We start from the raw sequence: 20,077 nt of genomic DNA on the forward strand, positions 1-20,077 counted from the left end.
ACCGTTTGTGGTGGGAAACATAATGTTTCAAAAGATTTTGCGTAACGATGAATTCGCGTTCACTTTGTGGTTCTCAACCTGCGGCCCACATTCACTAGCCCTGTTTTGGGTTGGGTGTGTGTTGATAGTTTAATAGTGTTACGGCGGCGATAGCGTCAGGGAAACGCCCGGTTACATTCCGAACCCGGTAGCTAAGGCTGACTGCGCCGATGGTACTGCGAGGGGGACCTCGTGGGAGAGTAGGACACCGCCGGACTTCTTTTTAATGGAAAGGGGCTGGTCTCAGTATCGAGACCAGCCCCTTTTTTCATAGTCGGACAGAGTTCGACTAAGCTATACATTGTAGGGAGGTGCCCATGGGATGGTTTACTGGCACAGTGATTGTGCTGGTTTTCACGACCCTTACCGCACACCCAGTAGTACGACGCTTCGGGCGCAATGGCTTCCTCTATGGAGTCTTTGTGCTCGGAGCTATTTGTGTTTCATACCTCACGTTCATTCCTCAGGTGGCTGCAGGCGAGGTCATTGAAGAAAACATCGAGTGGCTGCCGCAGCTCAGCCTCAACCTTGCCTTGCGGGTTGACGCCCTGAGTCTTTCGCTCGCGTTACTCGTGACCGGGGCAGGTGCGCTCATCCTGCTCTACTCGCGGTGGTATTTCCACCCGAACGACCAGGCCACAGCCCGCTTCACGGCGATCTTCCTCGCGTTCTCTGTCTCCATGCTCGGCCTGGTCATCTCTGACAACGTCTTCCTGCTCTTCATGTTCTGGGAGAGCACAACAGTCTTCAGCTTCCTCCTCGTCGCGCACAACCACCGCTCGAGCATCGCCCGATCAGCAGCGCTACAGGCACTCGTCGTGACCACGCTCGGTGGGCTCGGTATGCTCGCAGGCTTCGTGATTCTCGCGAATATGACCGGTACAGCGTCTCTCGCTGAAATGCTTGCGAACCCACCGGCCGCTTCGGGAACCCTCACGACGGCCATCATGCTTATCATGCTGGGTGCGCTCACCAAATCGGCGATCTTCCCGTTCCACTTCTGGCTTCCAGGCGCAATGGCGGCGCCGACACCGGTGAGCGCATACCTTCACGCAGCCGCAATGGTAAAGGCCGGCGTGTACCTCATTGCGCGTTTCGTGCCCGCCTATAGCTTCGTTCCAGGGCTGCTTCCCATGCTCGTCTTACTCGGCGCCATCACGATGGTGTGGGGCGCGATGAGGGCGTTGCGCCAGTACGACATTAAACTCATCATTGCTCACGGCACCGTAAGCCAGCTCGGTATGCTCGTGATGCTCTTCGGCCTTGGAATGCCAGGCATCGAGTATGCGGCGCTGACCCTCTTGTTTGCCCACGCCGTCGCAAAAGCCCCCCTCTTCTTAACCGTCGGTATCATCGATCACTCAACGAGTGAGCGTGACCTTCGTAACCTCAGTGGCATCGCCAAACGGCATCCCGGACTTGCGATCATCGGTACGATCGCTGCAGCATCGATGGCTGGCCTCCCGATCTTCATTGGCTTTGTTGCCAAGGAAGCGGCACTGACCGCGCTACTCACCGAACGCAGCGACTCCTGGCTCGTCTGGGTCGCCCTGGTCGCCTTCGTTGGGGGCAGCGCGCTGACGGTCGCATACATGGCCCGCTTCGTTTGGGGCGCGTTCGGCAACCGCAAGGGCGTGCCTACGCCACCCGAGGTACACAAGGTTTCGAAGTGGATCTACGTCGCCCCAACGGCGTTCGTGGTTCTCGCGACGCTCGGCGGTCTTTTCTCGAAGAAGTTCGAGTCTTGGCTCACGCTGATGACCGACGGCAGGGCTGTGAGCGAGCTCGGGCTCTGGCACGGTATCACGCCGGCGCTGATCGTCACACTGCTCATGGTTGCGACAGGCCTCATTGTGTTTGCAGCGATCCGCGATCACGAAGCGCACCTGCCAACGATGCCCGAGCGGTACAGTGCTTCGCACGCCTACTGGCGCGTTATGAACCTGCTCGACGTCATGTCGGTGAAGACCACGGCGACCACGCAGCGAGGCTCGCTGCCCTTCTACATCGGCACTATTCTTATCACGATGATCGTCGCCCTCGCGGTGCTGTTCCTCGTGCCTGGTACATGGCCTGACGAGTACACGTTCCTGACGAACTGGGCCCAACTGCCGCTCGCGATCATCATGATCGCGGCGACGATCCGCGCTGCTCAGGCGAAGACCCGCTTTAAAGCGGTCGTGCTCGTCGGCGTGACCGGCTACGGCATGGTCGCTATCTTCGCGCTGCACGGCGCCCCTGACCTCGCGGTCACTCAGGCGCTCGTTGAGACGATCACGATGATCGCCTTCATTCTCGTGATTCGTCAGCTGCCCATCGACATTAAAGTCACGGCCTCAACGAAGGTCAAGATTTTGCGCGGTGTTATCGCCGTCACGGTTGCCTTGGGCCTCGGCATGGTTGCCTTGCTGTCGCTCTCGGCACGAACCGCAACACCGATCTCAGAGTTCTTCGGCGAGCTCGCCGTGAAAGGCGGCCACGGCGTCAACGTCGTGAACGTGACCCTCGTCGACATTCGCGGTTGGGACACCATGGGAGAGCTCTCGGTGGTTCTCGCTGCAGCAACCGGTGTCGCCTCGCTCATCTTCTTGAACACGCGTGGCGACAATCTGCCCAAGACCGGGCGCAAGGCAGCCCGCCTCAACATGCGCCAGCACCTGAAGCGCGTTGCCGACCCCAACGATCCGACAAACCTCACGAGGTGGAGCCTCGCCGGCTACAAGCTGTTGCCAGAGCACCGCTCGATCATCCTTGAGGTCGTCGTACGCCTGCTCTTCCCGGCGCTCATCATCGTCTCGATCTACCTCCTGCTCGCTGGACACAACGCCCCTGGCGGCGGTTTCGCTGCAGGCCTCGTGGCGGGTCTGGCGCTCGTCGCGCGGTACCAGGCTGGCGGAAGGCACGAGCTTGCCGCCACAGTGACGCTCAACGCAGGGCGCATTCTTGGGCTCGGGCTCATTCTTGCGACAGGAACCGCGCTCGTGCCGCTCTTCTTCGGCCAGGCAGCGCTTGCCTCGTCGTGGTTTGACCTCTCGCTTGGGCCCTTCGGTGAAATCTCATTCGTCACGTCGACCATCTTTGACATCGGCGTGTACCTCGTGGTCTTTGGACTCATGCTCGACGTGCTGCGAAGTCTCGGGTCTGAGATCGACGAACAAGAAGAACACGAACTGGCCATGGCAGAAGAGGAGGCCGAGCAATCATGACGATGCCCCTCATTCTCGTGATCACGATGGTGGTCATGTACGCCTGCGGCTTCTACCTGCTGCTTGACCGAAGCCTGACGAGGGTGCTCCTCGGGTTTTTGCTGGCCGGCAACGCGACGAACCTGCTGCTCTTCCTCATGAGCGGGAGCTTTGGTGCCGCGCCGATCATGGGTGCCGAGGGTGAGACCTCCGATCCGCTGCCCCAGGCCTTCATTCTGACAGCGATCGTGATTACCTTCGGCGTGACCGCGTTCATGCTCGCCCTCATTTATCGCTCGTGGAGCCACGCGAAAGATCTCGACGACGCGGTGCAAGACGACCTTGAAGATATCGAGCGGGCGCAGACCACTGACACGCTCACGTTCGAGGAGATTTCAGACGAAGACGTTGCCGAAACGCCAGAGTTCAGTGACGGCGAGAGCGATAACGACGCTGAGACCGACAGTGCTCGCGGCGGGAAAGGGGCGCGCTCATGAATAACCTGATCCCGCTCCTCGTGCTCGTGCCGCTCGTCTCGGCTGCGCTCACGATGATTATTCCGAAGCGCCAAAAGGTGAAGCAGGGCATTACGGTGCTCGCGCTCGCGACAATCGTGGTGCTGAGCGGCGTGCTCATGTACGGCGTCACGCAGTACGGTGTGCTCACGATGGAGATTGGCGGCTGGGCCGCGCCCTTCGGCATCGTGCTCGTCGTAGATCGGCTCGCGGCGCTCATGGTGGGTGTCTCGGCGATTGTGCTACTTGGCGTGTACTTCTTCTCGCTGGGGCAGGGCCTTGCCGATGGCGACGATGAGGCACCGGTCTCGATCTACGCACCGACCTACCTTGTGCTTGGGGCGGGCGTCACGAACGCGTTTATTGCGGGCGATCTCTTCAACCTCTACGTCGGCTTCGAGATCTTGCTCGTGGCGAGCTACGTGCTCATTACGCTCGGCGGTACCCCGCAGCGCATCCGGCAGGGCACGACCTATATTGTGGTCTCGCTCGTCTCGTCGGTTATTTTTCTTGCCGCAATCGGTTTCATTTACGGTGCGACCGGAACCGTGAACATGGCGCACCTCTCGTTGCGCATCGCCGAGTTGCCCTATGACGTGCAGCTCATGCTCAACCTCTTGCTGCTCATTGCGTTCGGCGTGAAGGCCGCGGTCTTCCCACTGGCGTTCTGGCTTCCCGACTCGTACCCGACGGCGCCGGCTCCCGTCACCGCCGTGTTCGCGGGCCTGCTCACGAAGGTTGGCGTCTACGCGATCATTCGCAGCCAGTCATTGATCTTCTACGACTCGAACATCAACACGCTGCTGTTCGTGATTGCCGGGCTCACCCTTGTCGTCGGTATTCTGGGTGCGATCGCCCAGCTCGATATTAAGCGGTTGCTCTCGTTCACGCTCATCAGCCACATCGGCTACCTCATCTTTGGTGTGGCAATGGCCTCGAAGGCCGGGTATGCCGCCACGACCTACTACATTGCGCACCACATTATTGTGCAAACGACGCTCTTCCTGGCGGTCGGCCTCATTGAGCGGCAGGGCGGTACGACATCGCTGCTGCGGCTCGGTGGGCTGCTCAAGAAGGCGCCGTGGATCGCGGTGCTCACCTTCATCCCGCTGCTCAATCTCGGCGGCATTCCTCCGTTCTCGGGATTCATCGGCAAGCTCGCTCTCTTTGAAGCGGCGGCCGAACTCGGGACCGCCGAGGCATACTGGCTCATCGGGGTCGGCGCCGTGGTCTCACTGCTCACGCTCTACGCGCTGCTTCGCGCCTGGGGCCTCGCGTTTTGGCGCAGCCCGAACCAGACCCCGACCGTCACCAATACGCTCGGTTTTAAGTCGGTGCTCTCGCAGCTTGATGCGCAGGAACACGTTGAGGTGCAGGAACGCCGTGACATTCCGAAGCTCATGAGCTGGGCGACCGGTGGCATGGTGACGGTGAGCCTCGCGCTGACGGTGTTCGCAGGCCCGCTTTTCACCTACGCAACGGCTGCGGGCGAGACGCTCATGTCGCCACAAACAATCATCGACGCCGTGCTCAACAACCCCGACTCGGGGCAGGGAAGCGGCGACGGCGAAACAACGGTTCCTGACTCAGAGATGAAGGAGGTCGTGCCGTGAGTGTCGAAGGTCGCAAGATTGAACGCCAGATTCGGCGGTACGAGTTTCCGCTCCTGCTCGGGCTCGTCATCACGTGGATGGCCCTGTGGCGCGAATTCTCGCTCTTCACCTTTATCGGTGGCGTGGTCGTGGCGTTTGTCGTCATGCGCGTCTTTTACCTGCCTCCGGTAGAGCTCGCGGGCCGCTTTAACCTGTGGTGGTGCCTGCGGTACGTTGGCTACTTTTTCTCGCAGGTCGCGATTGCCTCGCTCGAGGTGGCGTGGATCGCCGTACGCCCGAAGCCCGTGCCACTGCGCTCGATCATTGCCGTGAGATTGCGCACGAACTCCGACTTTATTGTGACGCTCGTCGGTCTGACGATCTCGCTGATTCCTGGCTCGTTCATCGTCGATGTTGATCGCGAAAACCAGGTCTTGTTCCTCCACGTTTTGAACACCCCCGACCAGGAAGCGGTCGAGAAGATGCGGCGCGAGGTCGCACACATCGAGCGACTGCTCATTCGTACGCTGGGGTCTCGAGAAGAGGTGAAGCTCGTTGGCTGAAACCATTGCAATGTGGATCACGGTCGTTGCCGGCGCAGGCTTCGCGGTAACGGCTGTGCTTGCGCTCATTAGGGTCATCTTCGGGCCCACGATTCTTGATCGCATGGTCGCCTCTGACGTGCTCGTAACGACCCTCATGCTCGTTGTTGGTACCGAGATGGTCATCAACAAACACACGACAACGATCGGCCTCATGGTGCTGCTCGCGGCGACCTCGGTGCTCGCGACCATCATGGTTGCTATTTACGTGCGGCGCAGGCAGGGAAGAGCGGTTCCACCGGTGGAGGGTTCGTATGAGTGATTTCTTCTCGGTGATTCTTCCCGCGATTCTGCTGCTCGGGGCCTCGCTGCTCTCGGTAGCCGCTGGCGTGGGTCTCTTGCGCTTCACTGACGTGCTCACGAAGCTGCACGCGGTGACGAAGCCTCAGGTTCTCGGCCTGATTCTCGTAATTCTCGCGATCGTGCTGTCGATGCAGTCTTGGGTCGTTTTCTTCGCGCTGCTGCCGGTCTTCGTGTTCCAGTCGCTCACGGCCCCCGTTGCAGCTCACATGGTGGGGCGTGCCTCGTACCGTACGGGCGACATTGATACTGAGCACCTGCTTGTTGATGAGCTGGCCCCCGCGGTTGCTGAAGTGCCCGAGGAAGCCGACGACGCCGACGAGGTTGACGCTGAAGAGGACGCGGGCGGTGCCGGTTCTGACGGTGGTACCGAGACCGGTGCAGCTCCAGACACTACCGTTTCCTGAGACCGCGTCGTACCCTGGGGTATGGCCATTGATCTCGAAGCACTCTACGTTGACCTTCACACGAACCCCGAGCTGTCGTTTCAAGAACACCGCACGGCAGATCTTCTTGCCTCGCACCTGCGTGCTTTAGGGTTTGCGGTTACCGAGGGCGTCGGTAAGACCGGGGTGCTCGGCGTGCTTCGTAACGGAGAGGGGCCGTGCCTGTGGCTACGCGCAGACATGGACGCCCTGCCGGTGCAAGAGCAGGGTGAGCATTCTCACGCGAGCCGGGCAACCGGTATCGACGAGTCTGGTGAAACGGTTCCCGTGATGCACGCATGCGGCCATGACATGCACATGACCGCAATGGTCGGTGCTGCAGAACGGCTGAGCCTTCAGCGTGACACGTGGGCTGGAACCGTCGTGATCGTGTTTCAGCCGGCCGAAGAGCTCGGCGCCGGGGCGCGAGCGATGCTCGACGATGGTGCGCTCGACCTCGCGCCACGGCCAGACCTCGTGCTCGGGCAGCACCTGTACCCGGCGCCAGCGGGCACCCTGCGCATGCACCCCGGCACGCAGAACGCCGGCTGCGACACACTGCGCATCACATTGCACGGGCGCGGAGGCCACGGCTCGAGGCCCCACACCACGGTTGACCCGGTCGTGATGGCCGCGGCGACGGTCATGAGACTGCAGACGGTCGTTTCTCGGCACATCGATCCGCTTGAGGTGGCCGTTGTTACCGTAGGGGCGATGCGCGCGGGCCATAAGGACAACATCATTGGCGAGGTCGCAACTCTCGACGTGAGCATTCGCTACGCGAAGGAGAGTGTGCGTGAGCAGTTGCTTACCCACATTCGACGCATCGTTGAGGCCGAGGCCCTTGCGTCGGGGGCCGAGACGCTCCCCACGATCGAGGTGACCGAGACACTGCCGCCGACGATCAACGATGAAGCGGTCGCCCACCGAGTGATGGCGGCGTTTCGTGACACCTTTGGTGATGCAAACGTGAGTGACCCAGGCATGTCGCCAGGCAGCGAAGACGTGTCATGGTTTGCGCGCGACGCCGGCGTTGCGCTCGGCTTTTGGTACTGGGGTGGCTGGGACGCTGCCGAGTATCACGATGCCGAGGCCCGGGGCAGCGTCGCAACAGACATTCCCACCAACCATTCGCCGCGCATGGTTCCCGTCGTGCAGCCGACGATCGATACCGGAGTGAGGGCGTTGTGCACCGCAGTGCTCGAGTTTCTCGGTGATGGTGCCGAACGTTTGTGATCAAACTGAGACGAGAAGCCCTTAAGAAGCGACGGGCGATTAGCTAGGCTCGAGGGTAACCGATCGACTCTGTCGTTCTTTTGCGCGCTGAAGCGCTGACCTTGGAAGGATGCAAAGATGCACCAGACCCCGCTCCGAAGACTCGGAGGATTGCTCGCCGGTGGCCTCGCTGCCGCTCTCGTTTTGACGGGTTGCGTTCAGAGTGAACGTGGCAATGGCGGCGAAGGGGGTGCCTCGAAAGACGTCGACGGCACCTTCGTTTTCGCCGCTTCGAGTGACCCGGCAAGCCTTGACCCCGCGTTTGCGCAGGATGGCGAATCGTTCCGTGTCTCACGCAACATTTTCGAGGGCCTCATCGGCGTGAAGCCGGGAACGGCTGACCCCGCTCCGTTGCTCGCTGAGAAATGGGAGTCGGCTCCCGACGGCATGTCGCACACCTTCACCCTCAAAGAGGGCGTGACCTTCCACGACGGCACCGACTTCAACGCTGAAGCCGTGTGCACGAACTTCGAGCGCTGGTACCACTGGGAAGGCATCGCAACGAGCCCGACCTTTGCCTACTACTACGGCAAACTCTTCCAGGCCTTCTCGGATGACCCCGAGAATGCCGTGTACAAGTCGTGCACCCCGAATGGCGACCACGAAGTGACGATCGAGCTCAACAAGCCCTTCGCAGGTTTCATTGCGTCGCTCTCGCTGCCCGCGTTTGCGATGCAGAGCCCCAAGGCGCTTGAAGAGTTCGAGGCAGACAACGTTGGCGGTACCGAAGAGTCACCGAGCATGTCTGAGTACGCGACGAAGCACCCGACGGGCACTGGGCCCTTCGAATTCGTCGAGTGGGCGCCGGGCGAGCAGATCAAGCTCAAGGCGTACAAAGACTACTGGGGCGAGCAGGGACAGGTGACCGACATCATCTTCCGTGTCATCGACGACCCAACAGCACGTCGCCAGGCACTCGAGTCGGGCGCGATCGACGGGTACGACCTCGTCGGCCCCGCTGACACCGAAGCGCTTGAAGAGGCCGGCTACCACATGGAGTCACGCCCACCCTTCACCATCCTGTACCTCGCCTTCAACCAGGCAATTCCCGAGCTGCAAGACGTCAAGGTTCGCGAGGCCATCTCGTACGCGATCGATAAAGACGCGCTCATCAGCCAGGTCATGCCTGCGGGCACCCAGAAGGCAACGCAGTTTATGCCAGAGGTGGTCAACGGCTACAACAAGTCGGTGAAGACCTACGATTATGACGTTGAGAAGGCGAAGTCACTGCTGGCAGAGGCCGGCTATGACGAGAGCAACCCGCTCACGCTCGATTTCAACTACCCGGTAAACGTTTCGCGCCCGTACATGCCGACCCCCGAGCAGACCTTCACGGTGCTCGCGAGCCAGCTTGAAGAGGCCGGAATCAAGGTCAACCCGATCACGAACGAGTGGGTCGACTACATTAACCTCACGACCGGAACCGATAACCACGGTATTCACCTGCTCGGCTGGACCGGCGACTACAACGACTCAGATAACTTCGTCGGCGTGTTCTTCGGCCAGGAAAGCCTCGAGTGGGGCTTCAGCGATGCAGCGCTCTTCGACGCTCTGCAGGCTGCCCGAGGCGAGCCAAACCTCGAGAAGCAGACCCCGCTCTACGAAGCGATTAACGAACAGGTGGCAGAGTTTGTGCCAGGTGTGCCACTCGCGCACCCAGCACCAACGCTCGCCTTCTCAGACCGCGTCGAAAGCTACCCGGCTAGCCCGGTGAACGACGAGGTCTACAACGAGATCGTTCTCACGAAGTAGTTCGTCACTGATGCGCTGGGTCGTCGTTTGCGAAAGGCCCAGCGCATCAGTGCTTTACCCAACGGAGGTTTGAGTGCTTCGTGTAATCGGCAAGCGACTGCTGCTGCTCGTTCCCACGATGATCGGTCTGAGTATCCTGCTCTTTGCCTGGGTGCGTGCACTCCCGGGAGGGCCCGCCGTGGCGCTCCTCGGAGAGAAAGCAACCCCAGAGGCTATTGAGCGGGTCAACGAACTGTATGGTTTTGATCGCCCCTGGTATGAGCAATACTTCATCTGGGCGGGGCGGCTGTTGCAGGGCGACTTCGGAACCTCGATCCAAACCTCAAGGCCCGTGGTCGACGAGTTCATGCGCCGTTTCCCGGCGACGCTCGAGCTGTCACTTCTCGCGCTCATCATTGCGGTTGGTATCGGCGTACCGCTCGGCTACTTTGCAGCACGCCGTTACGGGAAAGTGAGTGATCACGCTTCGGTCATTCTGAGCCTCGTCGGCATCACCATTCCGGTCTTCTTTCTCGCGTTCATTCTCAAGTTCATCTTCGCGGTCAAGCTCGGCTGGCTGCCATCAGACGGGCGGCAGAGCCCCCGCATCGACGCCACACACCCGACCGGGTTCTATGTGTGGGATGGCATCATCACCGGCGAATTCGATGCCGCGTGGAACGCAATCGTGCACCTCATCTTGCCCGCCGTCGCACTCGCAACGATCCCCCTCGCAATCATTGTTCGCATCACGCGAGCGAGCGTGCTCGAGGTGCAAAACGCCGACTTCGTTCGCACGGGCAAGGGTAAGGGCGTCGCACCCCGCACGCTCCGCACGCGCTTCATCATGCGCAATGCGCTTCTGCCGGTCGTGACCACCATTGGCCTCCAAGCGGGCCTACTCATCTCAGGAGCGGTGCTCACCGAGACCGTCTTCGCTTTTCCTGGCATCGGATCGTTTCTCGCGACGGCGATCTTCCAGCGAGACTTCCCGGTGCTGCAGGGCTTCATCATCTTCATCGCACTCGCGTACGCGCTCATCAACCTCATCGTCGATGTCTCGTATACGTTGATTGACCCGAGAGTGAGGGTACAGTGACGCAACTCCCGACACCCCCAGAATCACAGGTGCCCGTCGACACCGTGGCCCACGCCGTTCAGGCGAAGCAGCGCAGCGAAGATACCCGCGGCGGCTTCTGGAACGACGTTTTTCGCCGGCTGAAGCGCAACCCAACCGCGTGGATCGGCGCCGTTATCGTCACCATCTTCTTACTCGTCGCGCTCTTTGCGCCGCTGCTCACGCTCTACCCTGAGACGGCTCTGCCCGGTGCGCGGCACATTACCCCGACGAACATTCCGGGACCCGGTGAGATCGACGGCTTCCCGCTGGGACTCGACCGCTTCGGCGGCGACGTCTACTCGAAGCTCATCTGGGGCGCCCGTGCCTCACTCATCGTGGGCGTCCTATCGACCGCGCTCGGCCTCATCGGTGGCATGATTCTGGGTCTTCTCGCCGCCACATTCGGTGGCTGGGTCGATTCGCTGATCATGCGCTTCGTCGACATCATCCTTTCGGTGCCGAACCTGCTGCTCGCGGTCTCGATCGCGGCGATCCTCGGTCAAACCCCGATGGCGGTGATGATTGCGATCGGTGCTTCGCAGGTTCCCATCTTCGCAAGGCTCCTGCGCTCGTCGATGCTGCAACAGAACATCTCTGAATACGTGCTCTCGGCGCAAACCCTGGGCCTTGGCCGGGGCAAGATCACGATGACCCACACGCTGCCCAACGCGATCGGACCGGTCATCGTGCAAGGCACGCTCACCCTCGCAACCGCCGTGATCGACGCCGCTGCGCTCTCGTTCCTGGGCCTCGGCGGCGGCCGGCCGGAAACGGCCGAGTGGGGGCGCATGCTCACCTACGCTCAGAACGAGCTCTCGATTGCACCGCAACTCGCCTTCTTGCCGGGCATCTGCATTGCGGTGACGGCGCTCGGGTTTACCCTGTTGGGTGAGGCGCTGCGAGAAGCGATGGATCCGCGTACCAGGGCGCGGTAGCGGGCGGCGTTCCGCGCTCGCTCGGGCACGTGCTCGCGCTCGCGCTCGGGTAGCTGTTTGCACGGCGTTTTCTCGTTCACTTGACGAAAAGCAGGGTGTTCCGCGGCAAACACCCTGCTTTTCGTCAAGTAGACGCCGACAGCCGCAGAAGCCGACGCGCAAACCGCCGATGGCTCGCTGGCGGAGCCGGCCTACGCGATGTTCAGCGCGTTGCCCGGAATCGACGCGAGCAGGCGGCGCGTGTACGGGTCGCGGGGGTTTGCGAAGATCTCCTCGCTCGTTGCGGCCTCGACGAGCTCGCCATCTTTCATGACGCAGACGTAGTCGCTGATGAGGCGAACGACCGCGAGGTCGTGCGAGATGAAGAGGTAGCTGAGGCCTTGCTCCCGCTGCAGGTCGCTCAGTAGCGTGAGAATCTGGTCTTGCACGAGCACATCGAGCGCCGAGACCGGCTCGTCGCAGACGATGAGGTCGGGCTCGAGGGCGAGAGCGCGGGCGATTGCGACGCGCTGCCGCTGGCCGCCCGAGAGCTCCGAGGGGTAGCGGCGCATGAGCGACTGGGGCAGGGCGACCTTGTCGAGTAGCTCTTTGACCCGCTCGCGGCGCCATTTGGCATCGCCGCGCTTGTAGAACTCGAGTGGCTCGCCGACGAGCCTCTCGATCGTGAACATCGGGTTGAGGCTCGAGTAGGGGTCTTGGAAGACGGGCTGCACTCGCTGACGAAAGTCTCGGGTTTCGGCCTTCGAAAGCTTCGAGATGTCTTTACCCTCGAAGCGGATCGTGCCGTTTGTCGGTTCGATCACCTTGAGGAGCATGCGTGCGGTGGTCGTTTTGCCTGAGCCCGATTCGCCAACGATCGAGACGGTCTTGCCCCGTGGGATCTCGAGCGAGACGTTGCTCACCGCATGAAAACCGTCTTTCATGCCGCGCACGGGATACACCTTCGTGAGGTTTTCAATCTCGACGATGGTGTCGGTTGGGGCGGTCTCGGCCGCGTCGCGCACGGCAGGCTCGTGAGCGGCAGGCTGCAGACGGGCGGCGGCGACCGAGGGGGCCGCCTGCACGAGCGACTGCGTGTAGGGATGTTGCGGGTTCTCGAGAATCTCGAGTGCGGGGCCCTGCTCGACGATGCGGCCTCGGTACATGACGATGACGCGCTCGGCGCGTTCGGCTGCGAGGCCCAGGTCGTGAGTAATGAGGAGCACGCTCGTGCCGAGTTCGGTGGTCATGGCGTCGAGCTGGTCAAGAATGGTTTGCTGCACCGTTACGTCGAGCGCGCTCGTGGGCTCGTCGGCGATGAGCAGGCGGGGGTTGCAGGCGAGGCCGATCGCGATGAGTGCGCGTTGGCGTAGGCCACCCGAGAGTTCGTGCGGGTACTGCTTGGCGCGCCGCTCGGCTTCGGGAATGCCCGCTGCCTCGAGCGCCTCGATCACCTTGGCATCGACCGTGTGTCTCGTCGCGAGGCCGTGGGCAAGGAGGGTCTCGGCGACCTGGGTGCCGATCTTTGAGACGGGGTTGAGGTTTGACATGGGGTCCTGCGGCACCATGCCGATGTCACGGCCGCGAATGCCGCGGAGCGTCGACTCTGACGCCCCCACGAGTTCGTTGCCGTCGAGGGTGATGCTGCCTGAGACGACGTGGCCGCCCGAGGCGAGAAGACCGATGAGGGCCATGGCTGTTGTTGACTTGCCCGACCCTGACTCGCCAACGATGGCAACGGTTTCGCCGGGCGAAATCTCGAAGCTGACATCTTGCACCGCGTGAACCACACCGTCCATCGTGCGAAAGTCGATCGAGACGTCACGTGCGCTGAGCAGAGGAACAGTTCGTTCTGTTGTCATTACCCTATTCTCACTGGGTTTGTGTGCGAAGTACAGACCGCACAATAACGTTTTGCTCGCATTGTGGCCGTCTCCCTGACCACAATGCGAGCAAAACGCTGGCTTACTCTCTTACTCGGTTTCGACGAGGTGTGTGCTGTAGGCCGAGACCGTCAGGAACGTCGGGAAGGTCTCGCCGAGGGCAACCTCTGCGAAGATCTCTGCCGCGGTATCGAAGCGATCGCCCTCCTGTCGAGGGGTGTTCTCGAGGAAGTCGGCGATAAGCTCGCGCACCCACGCCGCCTTGATCGGGGTTCCCTCGGCCGTCTTCTGGTCTTGGTGGATCCACTGCCAGATCTGTGAACGGCTAATCTCGGCCGTCGCAGCGTCTTCCATGAGGTTGTCGATCGCTGCGGCGCCTACGCCGCGCAGCCACGACTCGATGTAGCGAATGCCGATCGAGACGTTCTCGCGCACGCCCTCGTTGGTGATGTCGCGACCGATGTGCATGTTGAGCAGGTCGGCCTCGGTGACGGTGACGTCGTCGCGCTGACGCTCGAGCTGGTTCGGGCGGTCACCGAGCACCTCGGTGAAGGCTGCTCGTGCGATGGGAATGAGGTCGGGGTGTGCAACCCAGGTGCCGTCGAAGCCGTCGTTTGCCTCGCGCTCCTTGTCTGCGCGAACCTTCTCTTCGGCGTTGCGGGTAACCTCGGGGTCACGACGGTTCGGGATGAACGCGCTCATGCCGCCGATTGCCATTGCTCCGCGGCGGTGGCAGGTCTTCACGAGCAGCTCGGTGTAGGCCCGCATGAACGGCACCGTCATGGTGACCTCGCTGCGGTCTGGCAGAACGAAGCGGGCGCCACGACCGCGGTAGTGCTTGATGATCGAGAAGATGTAGTCCCAGCGGCCGGCGTTCAAGCCCGAGATATGGTCACGCATGACGTAGAGAATCTCTTCCATCTCAAACGCGGCGGGCAGCGTCTCGATAAGTACGGTCGCGCGAATCGTGCCGTGCTCGAGGCCGAGCGCTGACTCGGTGTACGTGAAGATCTCGTTCCACAGCAGCGCCTCTTCGCTCGACTCGATCTTCGGAATGTAGAAGTAGGGGCCGCGGCCACGCGCGACGAGCTCGGTTGCGTTGTGGAACGCGTAGAGGCCGAAATCAACGAGGCTTCCTGAGGTTGCGCTGCCCTGGCCGTGAGGCGTGATGTAGCGCAGGTGCTTCTCGACGAGGTGCCAGCCGCGAGGCCTCATGACGATCGTCGGGGTCTGCTCCGCGGTGACGCGGTACTCTTTGCCCTCGGGGCTCGTGAACTCGAGCTGGTCACGAATCGCGTCGAACAGGCTCAGCTGGCCGCCGATCACGTTGCGCCAGGTGGGGCTCGTCGCGTCTTCCTGGTCAGCGAGCCATACGTTCGCGCCTGAGTTCAGGGCGTTGATGGCCATCTTGGGGTCGGTCGGGCCGGTGATCTCGACTCGACGGTCGGTGAGGCCGGGCGCCGGGGGAGCGACCTTCCATGTCAGGTCTTCGCGAATGTGCTTCGTGTCGGCACGGAAGTGCGGATCGCGGCCGTTACCGATTTCAAAGCGACGACGCTGGCGATCAGCGAGGCGGTCGTGACGGCCGCTCGCGAACATGCGGTGCAGGTCGGCCACGAACTGGAGAGCCTCTTCGGTGAGGATCTCGTCGTAGCGGTCGTGCATGGGGCCGATGACCTCGATGCGATGGCGCCCGGCGACCGGGGGAGTCACGGTGGTCGTCGCGTTCGTTGAGAACGCTTGGCCGTTATCTGCGTGAGTGGGAGACATGGTGAGAGACATGAGGTGCTCCTTGTTCTTCGTTGAAAATGAGTGGGTTGATTACATTCTGAAGCCCGTCAACCCCGTCAGGTCACCAATTTGGGGGTGAAGAAATGCGATATTTCTGTTTGTGAGAAATAACCCTCGTGTGCCATCATGAGGGCATGATTGAAGACGCTCACGAAGTCGATGACGACCAAGAATCGCTCGACGCGCTCACCCTCGGTCGCAACATTCGCGCTCGCCGCAAAGAGAGCGGTTTGACCCTTGAGCAGCTCGCGGCAAAGATCGACCGGGCCCCCTCGCAGCTCTCGGCGATCGAGAACGGGCGACGGGAGCCAAAGCTCACGATGATCCGCCGCATTGCTCAGGCGCTCGGCACGAGTGCCGCATCGTTGCTCGACATTCATGAGGTGGGCGAACGAGAAGCGCTCGAGATCGCCGTCGAACGAGCGCAACGTGGGCCGGTCTTTCAGACGCTCGGCATTGAGCCGATCCGCGTTTCTTCGGCGACGAACGACGAAACGTTGCGCGCCGTGCTCGCGCTGCACGAAGAAGTCACGCGGCTGCACCGGGAACGGGCGGCAACCCCCGAGGAGGCGCGGCGCACGAACACCGAGCTTCGCAAAGACATGCGGGTGCGCAACAACTACTTCGCCGAACTCGAGGCGCATGCCAAAGAGCTGCTCGCTGTTTCGGGTTACACGGGTGGTCCCGTCTCACAGCGCACCGTGGCCGATATCGCTGAGCGACTCGGCTACTCGCTGCACTATGTGAACGACCTGCCGCACTCGACGCGCTCGGTGGTCGACAAGCGTAACGGGCGCATCTACCTTGGGAGCCACGGCAACACGCGCTACAGTCGAACGCCGATTGTTCGTGCGCTCGCGAGCATCGTGTGCGGCCACGAAGAACCGACCGGCTATGACGAGTTCTTGCGGCAGCGCGTCGAAGCGAACTATCTGGCCGGCGCGGTGCTCGTGCCGGAGGAGCCTGCGGTCGCCTTTCTCGAGAACGCACGAAAGCAACGGCAAATCTCGATGGAAGATCTGCGCGACGCCTTTGCGGTCTCGTACGAGATGGCAGCCCACCGTTTCACCAACCTCGCGACCGAGCGCCTCGACATTCCCGTGCACTTCATGAAGGTGCACGAGTCAGGCACGCTTATTAAGGCGTATGAGAACGACCACGTGCGTTTTCCGAGTGACGTGCTCGGGGCTTTCGAGGGGGCGACCGTCTGCAGGCGATGGACGGCGCGCACCGTGTTCGGGCAGGCAGACCGCTTCAACCCCTGGTATCAGTACACCGACATGCCAGACGGGCGAACCTACTGGTGCACCTCGCGCATCGAGGGGGCAAAAGAGGGCGACTTCTCGGTGAGTGTCGGAGTGCCTTTCGACGAGGTGAAGTGGTTTCGCGGCCGTGACACCCCGCACCGCACCCGCTCGTGGTGCCCGGAAGAGTCGTGCTGTCGTTCGGCGCCAGATGACCTGGGCGAGAAGTGGGGGCATAACGCATGGCCCGAGGCTGCGACGCCAACGAGCCTGCTCGCAGCGCTGCCGACCGGCACCTTTCCCGGTGTCGATTCGCTGCGGGTTTTTGAGTTTCTTGAGCGCCACGAAAAGCCCGGCCGGTCATAAACGAAAACTTCAGTCGCAATCAGACAAGAAATTGTGCGTGTCTCAGCGACCTACGGTAGCGTAGATGGGACAGTCAATAGAGGGTAGGAGGTTCGGTGAACATCGAAAGTTCAAGTCGCAAGCCGGCAGACGGAGGCGTCTTTCAGACGGAGCGTTTCCGTGAAGATGTGAACTCCGTGATTCGGTCACGCGTAACCGACCTCTCGGTCGACGAAATCGAAGCCGTGAAGTCGCTGCCATCAGGCGCCGCACTACTCGTCGTTCGTCGCGGCCCCGATCTAGGAGCACGTTTTCTGCTCGATCAGGCTTCGACGGTCGCGGGCCGTCACCCCGAGGTCGATATCTTCCTCGACGATGTGACGGTATCGCGCAAGCACGCCGAGTTCAGCCGCGAGGGCACCACGTTCTCGGTTCGCGACCTCGGCTCGTTGAACGGCACCTTTGTTGGTGGCAGCCGCATCGATGGCACCGTGGTGCTCGCCGATGGGGTTGAAGTGCAGGTGGGCAAGTTCAAGTTCACGTTCTTCCCGTCACGGTTTGACCTGGCCGGTGAAGATTTCTCATGACCGCGGCTGGTGCCGCAAAGTCGCGGGGTGATCGCCTCAGCATTGGGCAGGTGCTCGATCGGCTGAGTGCTGACTTCGACGACCTCACGCTCTCGAAACTTCGTTTCCTTGAAGACCGTGGGCTTGTCACGCCAGAGCGAACGAGCTCGGGCTACCGCAAGTTCAGCCAAACGCACATCGACCGTATTCGGCTCGTGCTCACGCTGCAACGAGACCACTATCTGCCGCTCAAGGTCATCGCAGAGTACCTGCAAGACCTCGATGACGGGAAGTCTCCAGAGATTCCAGGCGCGGCAGCAGGAACCACCTCGATGCTGCGTCCCGTCACGATCCTTAATCGTGAAGAAATGATGCGACAGACCGGCGCGAGCCCCAAGCTGCTCGCCGACGCGATTTCTGCGGGGCTCCTGCCGGCGGTCGAAGTGTTTCAGGCTGACGCGCTTGAGCAACTCCGCTCACTCGTGACCCTTGAGCAGCGCGGCATCACCCCGAGGCACCTGCGCATGATGCGCGTTTCGGTTGAGCGTGAAGCAGAACTTCTGCACCAGGCCGCCCAGTTGCGGGCCCGCCCCGACGCAAGTTTGAACGCCCGCGAAGAGGCCCTCGAGATGCTCGAGCACCTCGAAACCGTGCGCTCGGGTATGCTACGAAATACGCTTGTAAGTAACGCTCGATAACTTTTTTGCGACACGACGAAAAAAGGTGAGTCGTTCATTGAAAGTGGGCACCCCTCTGGGTACGGTTAGGGGAGTTCAATACGTGGGAGGCAAACATGCAACAGGGGCCAGATGCGCCGTCGAGTGAATCGAACGACGCAATCGGAGATGCTCTGCTGTTTGACGACGGCCTTCCCAAACCTGACACTGATGGTGGCTACAAGGGTGCTGTAGCAGCTCGCGCTGCCGGCATCAGCTACCGTCAGCTCGACTACTGGGCGCGCACCGGTCTCGTTGAGCCCACCGTTCGTGGTGCGGCCGGTTCAGGTACGCAGCGTCTGTACAGCTTTCGTGACATTCTCGTACTGAAGCTCGTGAAGCGCCTGCTCGACACCGGTATCTCGCTCCAGCAGATCCGCACCGCCATCGAGCAGCTGCACGCCTCCGGCGTCTCAGATCTCGCAGAGGTGACCCTCATGAGCGATGGCGCGGGCGTGTACCTGTGCGTCTCGCCCGACGAGGTGATTGACCTCATGAGCCAGGGCCAGGGCGTCTTCGGTATTGCTGTTGGCAAGGTCTTGCAGGAGGTCTCAACGACGCTCGTTGACCTCGAAGAGCACCGCGAGGTTGTGGTCACTGACTCGGCCGACGACGAGCTCGCCCAGCGCCGCGCCAAAAAGATTTCTTAGCAAGCGACGGGGCGTCTCGTCCCGTCAGTATTGCCCAAGGCTCCGAGCCGCACACCATCGTGCGCTCGGAGCTTTTGCGTTGCCACCTCATCGGGGGTGCATGAGAGCGCGCTACGGCGGGGAGAGGGCCCAGAAACGCCTGTGCCGCACCTCCCAAAATGGGGGTGCGGCACAGGCGGGTAAAGCGTGTTTGAGTGTGCTGCTACTGCTCGTCGTCGGCGTTGACGTCGACAACGGCCTGCGTGGCCGTAATCGAGGTGCGACGGGCCTTGCGCAACGTGTCAACATCGAAGCCGACCGAGTCGAGCACCTGGCCGAGAATCGTGTCGAAGTGCGATGCCATCTCTTGCACTGATTCGCCGGGCCACATGTGCAGCGGCTTTGCCGCACCCTGGGCCTGCTGAAGCGAGGTGCGCTCTGGGAGCTGGGGATCAAGAATGAGCTCGCCGAACATCTCGCGCAGCTCGCGAATGCGGAACTGGTGCTCCATTGACTGAGGCTTCGTGCGGTTAATGACGATGCCGAGTGGCTCGAGACGCGGGCTGATGCCGGTGCGAATCTCTTCGATCGCGCGAAGCGCACGGTCGGCCGCGGCAACGGCGAAGAGGCCGGGCTCGGTTACAATCACGACGCGGTCACTCGCGGCCCACGCAATGCGTGTCAGGGCGTTGAGCGAGGGGGAGCTGTCGATGAGCACGAGGTCGTAGTCGGGCTCAACCGTTGCGAGCGCTTCTTCGAGCTTCCAAATCTCACGCATGGTCGGGTGAGGGCCATCGAAGTTAATCGCTGAGGGGCTACCGAGCAGCAGGTCGATCGCGCCGTCGTGGTGTTTGTTCCACCCACTCGGGAGAATCGCGTCGCGAACATCCTTCGGATTCTCAAGAATATCTGCGATGTTCTTGGTCTCGTCGGTCGGCGATACGTCGAGGCCCGTTGAAACGTCTGACTGCGGGTCGAGGTCAACAACGAGGGTGCGCAACCCCAGCGAGAACGCTGCAGAGGCGAGGCCTAGTGTCACCGTCGTCTTACCGACGCCGCCTTTTAAAGAACTAATACTCAAAACATGCACGCTTTAACTCTACCCTGTGAACCTTGAAAGGCTCGAAGAAAACTGAGCACTGGGCAATATCTTTGGCACAGTTCGTTAGAATTTGTCTCATTGTCTTCTTCACACATCGACTCAT

The 20,077-nt window shown here is 61.5% G+C and carries 17 protein-coding genes and 1 rRNA gene; 15 read left to right on the forward strand and 3 right to left on the reverse strand.

Translation table 11 applies throughout. The features are described from left to right. The first annotated feature begins 139 nt into the window (after positions 1–139). From rrf to JSO19_RS11950, 11 genes are all read left to right on the forward strand, one after another. Positions 140–256: ribosomal RNA gene (rrf, locus tag JSO19_RS11900) — 5S ribosomal RNA — on the forward strand. Positions 257–356: 100 nt separating this feature from the next. After that, positions 357–3,245: a Na+/H+ antiporter subunit A gene (locus JSO19_RS11905; protein WP_270911882.1), complete on the forward strand. Its 2,889-nt coding sequence runs from the start codon at positions 357–359 to the stop codon at positions 3,243–3,245. After that, complete coding sequence (locus tag JSO19_RS11910; protein ID WP_270911883.1) at positions 3,242–3,721, forward strand: Na(+)/H(+) antiporter subunit C; 480 nt, start codon at positions 3,242–3,244, stop codon at positions 3,719–3,721. The genes JSO19_RS11905 and JSO19_RS11910 overlap by 4 nt, the downstream gene beginning before the upstream one ends. Next, the gene (locus JSO19_RS11915) at positions 3,718–5,352 is read left to right on the forward strand and encodes a Na+/H+ antiporter subunit D (protein WP_270911884.1); all 1,635 of its coding nucleotides are present in this window, start codon (positions 3,718–3,720) and stop codon (positions 5,350–5,352) included. The genes JSO19_RS11910 and JSO19_RS11915 overlap by 4 nt, the downstream gene beginning before the upstream one ends. Next, the gene (locus JSO19_RS11920) at positions 5,349–5,894 is read left to right on the forward strand and encodes a Na+/H+ antiporter subunit E (protein WP_270911885.1); all 546 of its coding nucleotides are present in this window, start codon (positions 5,349–5,351) and stop codon (positions 5,892–5,894) included. Before JSO19_RS11915 ends, JSO19_RS11920 begins: the two co-directional genes overlap by 4 nt. Beyond that, positions 5,887–6,195 carry a monovalent cation/H+ antiporter complex subunit F gene (locus tag JSO19_RS11925; RefSeq protein WP_333735215.1) on the forward strand — a complete coding sequence of 103 codons (309 nt, stop codon included), beginning with the start codon at positions 5,887–5,889 and terminating at the stop codon, positions 6,193–6,195. The genes JSO19_RS11920 and JSO19_RS11925 overlap by 8 nt, the downstream gene beginning before the upstream one ends. Continuing rightward, complete coding sequence (gene mnhG, locus JSO19_RS11930) at positions 6,188–6,640, forward strand: monovalent cation/H(+) antiporter subunit G (protein WP_270911886.1); 453 nt, start codon at positions 6,188–6,190, stop codon at positions 6,638–6,640. The genes JSO19_RS11925 and mnhG overlap by 8 nt, the downstream gene beginning before the upstream one ends. A 21-nt stretch (positions 6,641–6,661) precedes the next feature. Then, positions 6,662–7,894, forward strand: coding sequence for an amidohydrolase (locus JSO19_RS11935; RefSeq protein WP_270911887.1), 1,233 nt, complete (start codon positions 6,662–6,664; stop codon positions 7,892–7,894). Positions 7,895–8,011: 117 nt separating this feature from the next. Continuing rightward, positions 8,012–9,685 (forward strand): ABC transporter substrate-binding protein, encoded by a 1,674-nt coding sequence (locus JSO19_RS11940; protein ID WP_270911888.1) that lies wholly within the window; start codon positions 8,012–8,014, stop codon positions 9,683–9,685. 73 nt (positions 9,686–9,758) lie between these two features. Continuing rightward, positions 9,759–10,763 carry an ABC transporter permease gene (locus JSO19_RS11945; protein ID WP_270911889.1) on the forward strand — a complete coding sequence of 335 codons (1,005 nt, stop codon included), beginning with the start codon at positions 9,759–9,761 and terminating at the stop codon, positions 10,761–10,763. A 44-nt stretch (positions 10,764–10,807) separates the two neighbouring features. Next, on the forward strand, positions 10,808–11,719 hold the full coding sequence (locus tag JSO19_RS11950) for an ABC transporter permease (protein WP_270912145.1): 912 nt from the start codon (positions 10,808–10,810) through the stop codon (positions 11,717–11,719). 191 nt (positions 11,720–11,910) lie between these two features. Here JSO19_RS11950 and JSO19_RS11955 read toward each other — a convergent pair whose 3' ends face one another. Beyond that, complete coding sequence (locus JSO19_RS11955) at positions 11,911–13,560, reverse strand: ABC transporter ATP-binding protein (protein ID WP_270911890.1); 1,650 nt, start codon at positions 13,558–13,560, stop codon at positions 11,911–11,913. Between the two features lie 111 nt (positions 13,561–13,671). After that, the gene (gene aceB / locus JSO19_RS11960) at positions 13,672–15,351 is read right to left on the reverse strand and encodes a malate synthase A (RefSeq protein WP_442915717.1); all 1,680 of its coding nucleotides are present in this window, start codon (positions 15,349–15,351) and stop codon (positions 13,672–13,674) included. 155 nt (positions 15,352–15,506) lie between these two features. Between aceB and JSO19_RS11965 the strand changes: the two genes are divergently transcribed. The 4 genes from JSO19_RS11965 (at position 15,507) to JSO19_RS11980 (ending at position 18,893) form a co-directional block, all read left to right on the forward strand. Continuing rightward, complete coding sequence (locus JSO19_RS11965) at positions 15,507–16,982, forward strand: helix-turn-helix transcriptional regulator (RefSeq protein WP_270911891.1); 1,476 nt, start codon at positions 15,507–15,509, stop codon at positions 16,980–16,982. A 167-nt stretch (positions 16,983–17,149) separates the two neighbouring features. Then, on the forward strand, positions 17,150–17,548 hold the full coding sequence (locus JSO19_RS11970) for an FHA domain-containing protein (protein WP_369807963.1): 399 nt from the start codon (positions 17,150–17,152) through the stop codon (positions 17,546–17,548). Then, entirely contained in the window at positions 17,545–18,225 is a 681-nt protein-coding gene (gene ftsR / locus JSO19_RS11975) for a transcriptional regulator FtsR (protein WP_270911892.1), read from the forward strand. The genes JSO19_RS11970 and ftsR overlap by 4 nt, the downstream gene beginning before the upstream one ends. A gap of 95 nt (positions 18,226–18,320) precedes the next feature. Further along, entirely contained in the window at positions 18,321–18,893 is a 573-nt protein-coding gene (locus JSO19_RS11980; RefSeq protein WP_270911893.1) for a MerR family transcriptional regulator, read from the forward strand. 202 nt (positions 18,894–19,095) lie between these two features. Here JSO19_RS11980 and JSO19_RS11985 read toward each other — a convergent pair whose 3' ends face one another. Continuing rightward, positions 19,096–19,962 (reverse strand): ParA family protein, encoded by an 867-nt coding sequence (locus tag JSO19_RS11985; RefSeq protein ID WP_217132655.1) that lies wholly within the window; start codon positions 19,960–19,962, stop codon positions 19,096–19,098. Positions 19,963–20,077: the final 115 nt, after the last annotated feature.

The organism is Leucobacter sp. UCMA 4100 (assembly GCF_027853335.1).
Classification (GTDB): Bacteria; Actinomycetota; Actinomycetes; order Actinomycetales; family Microbacteriaceae; genus Leucobacter_A.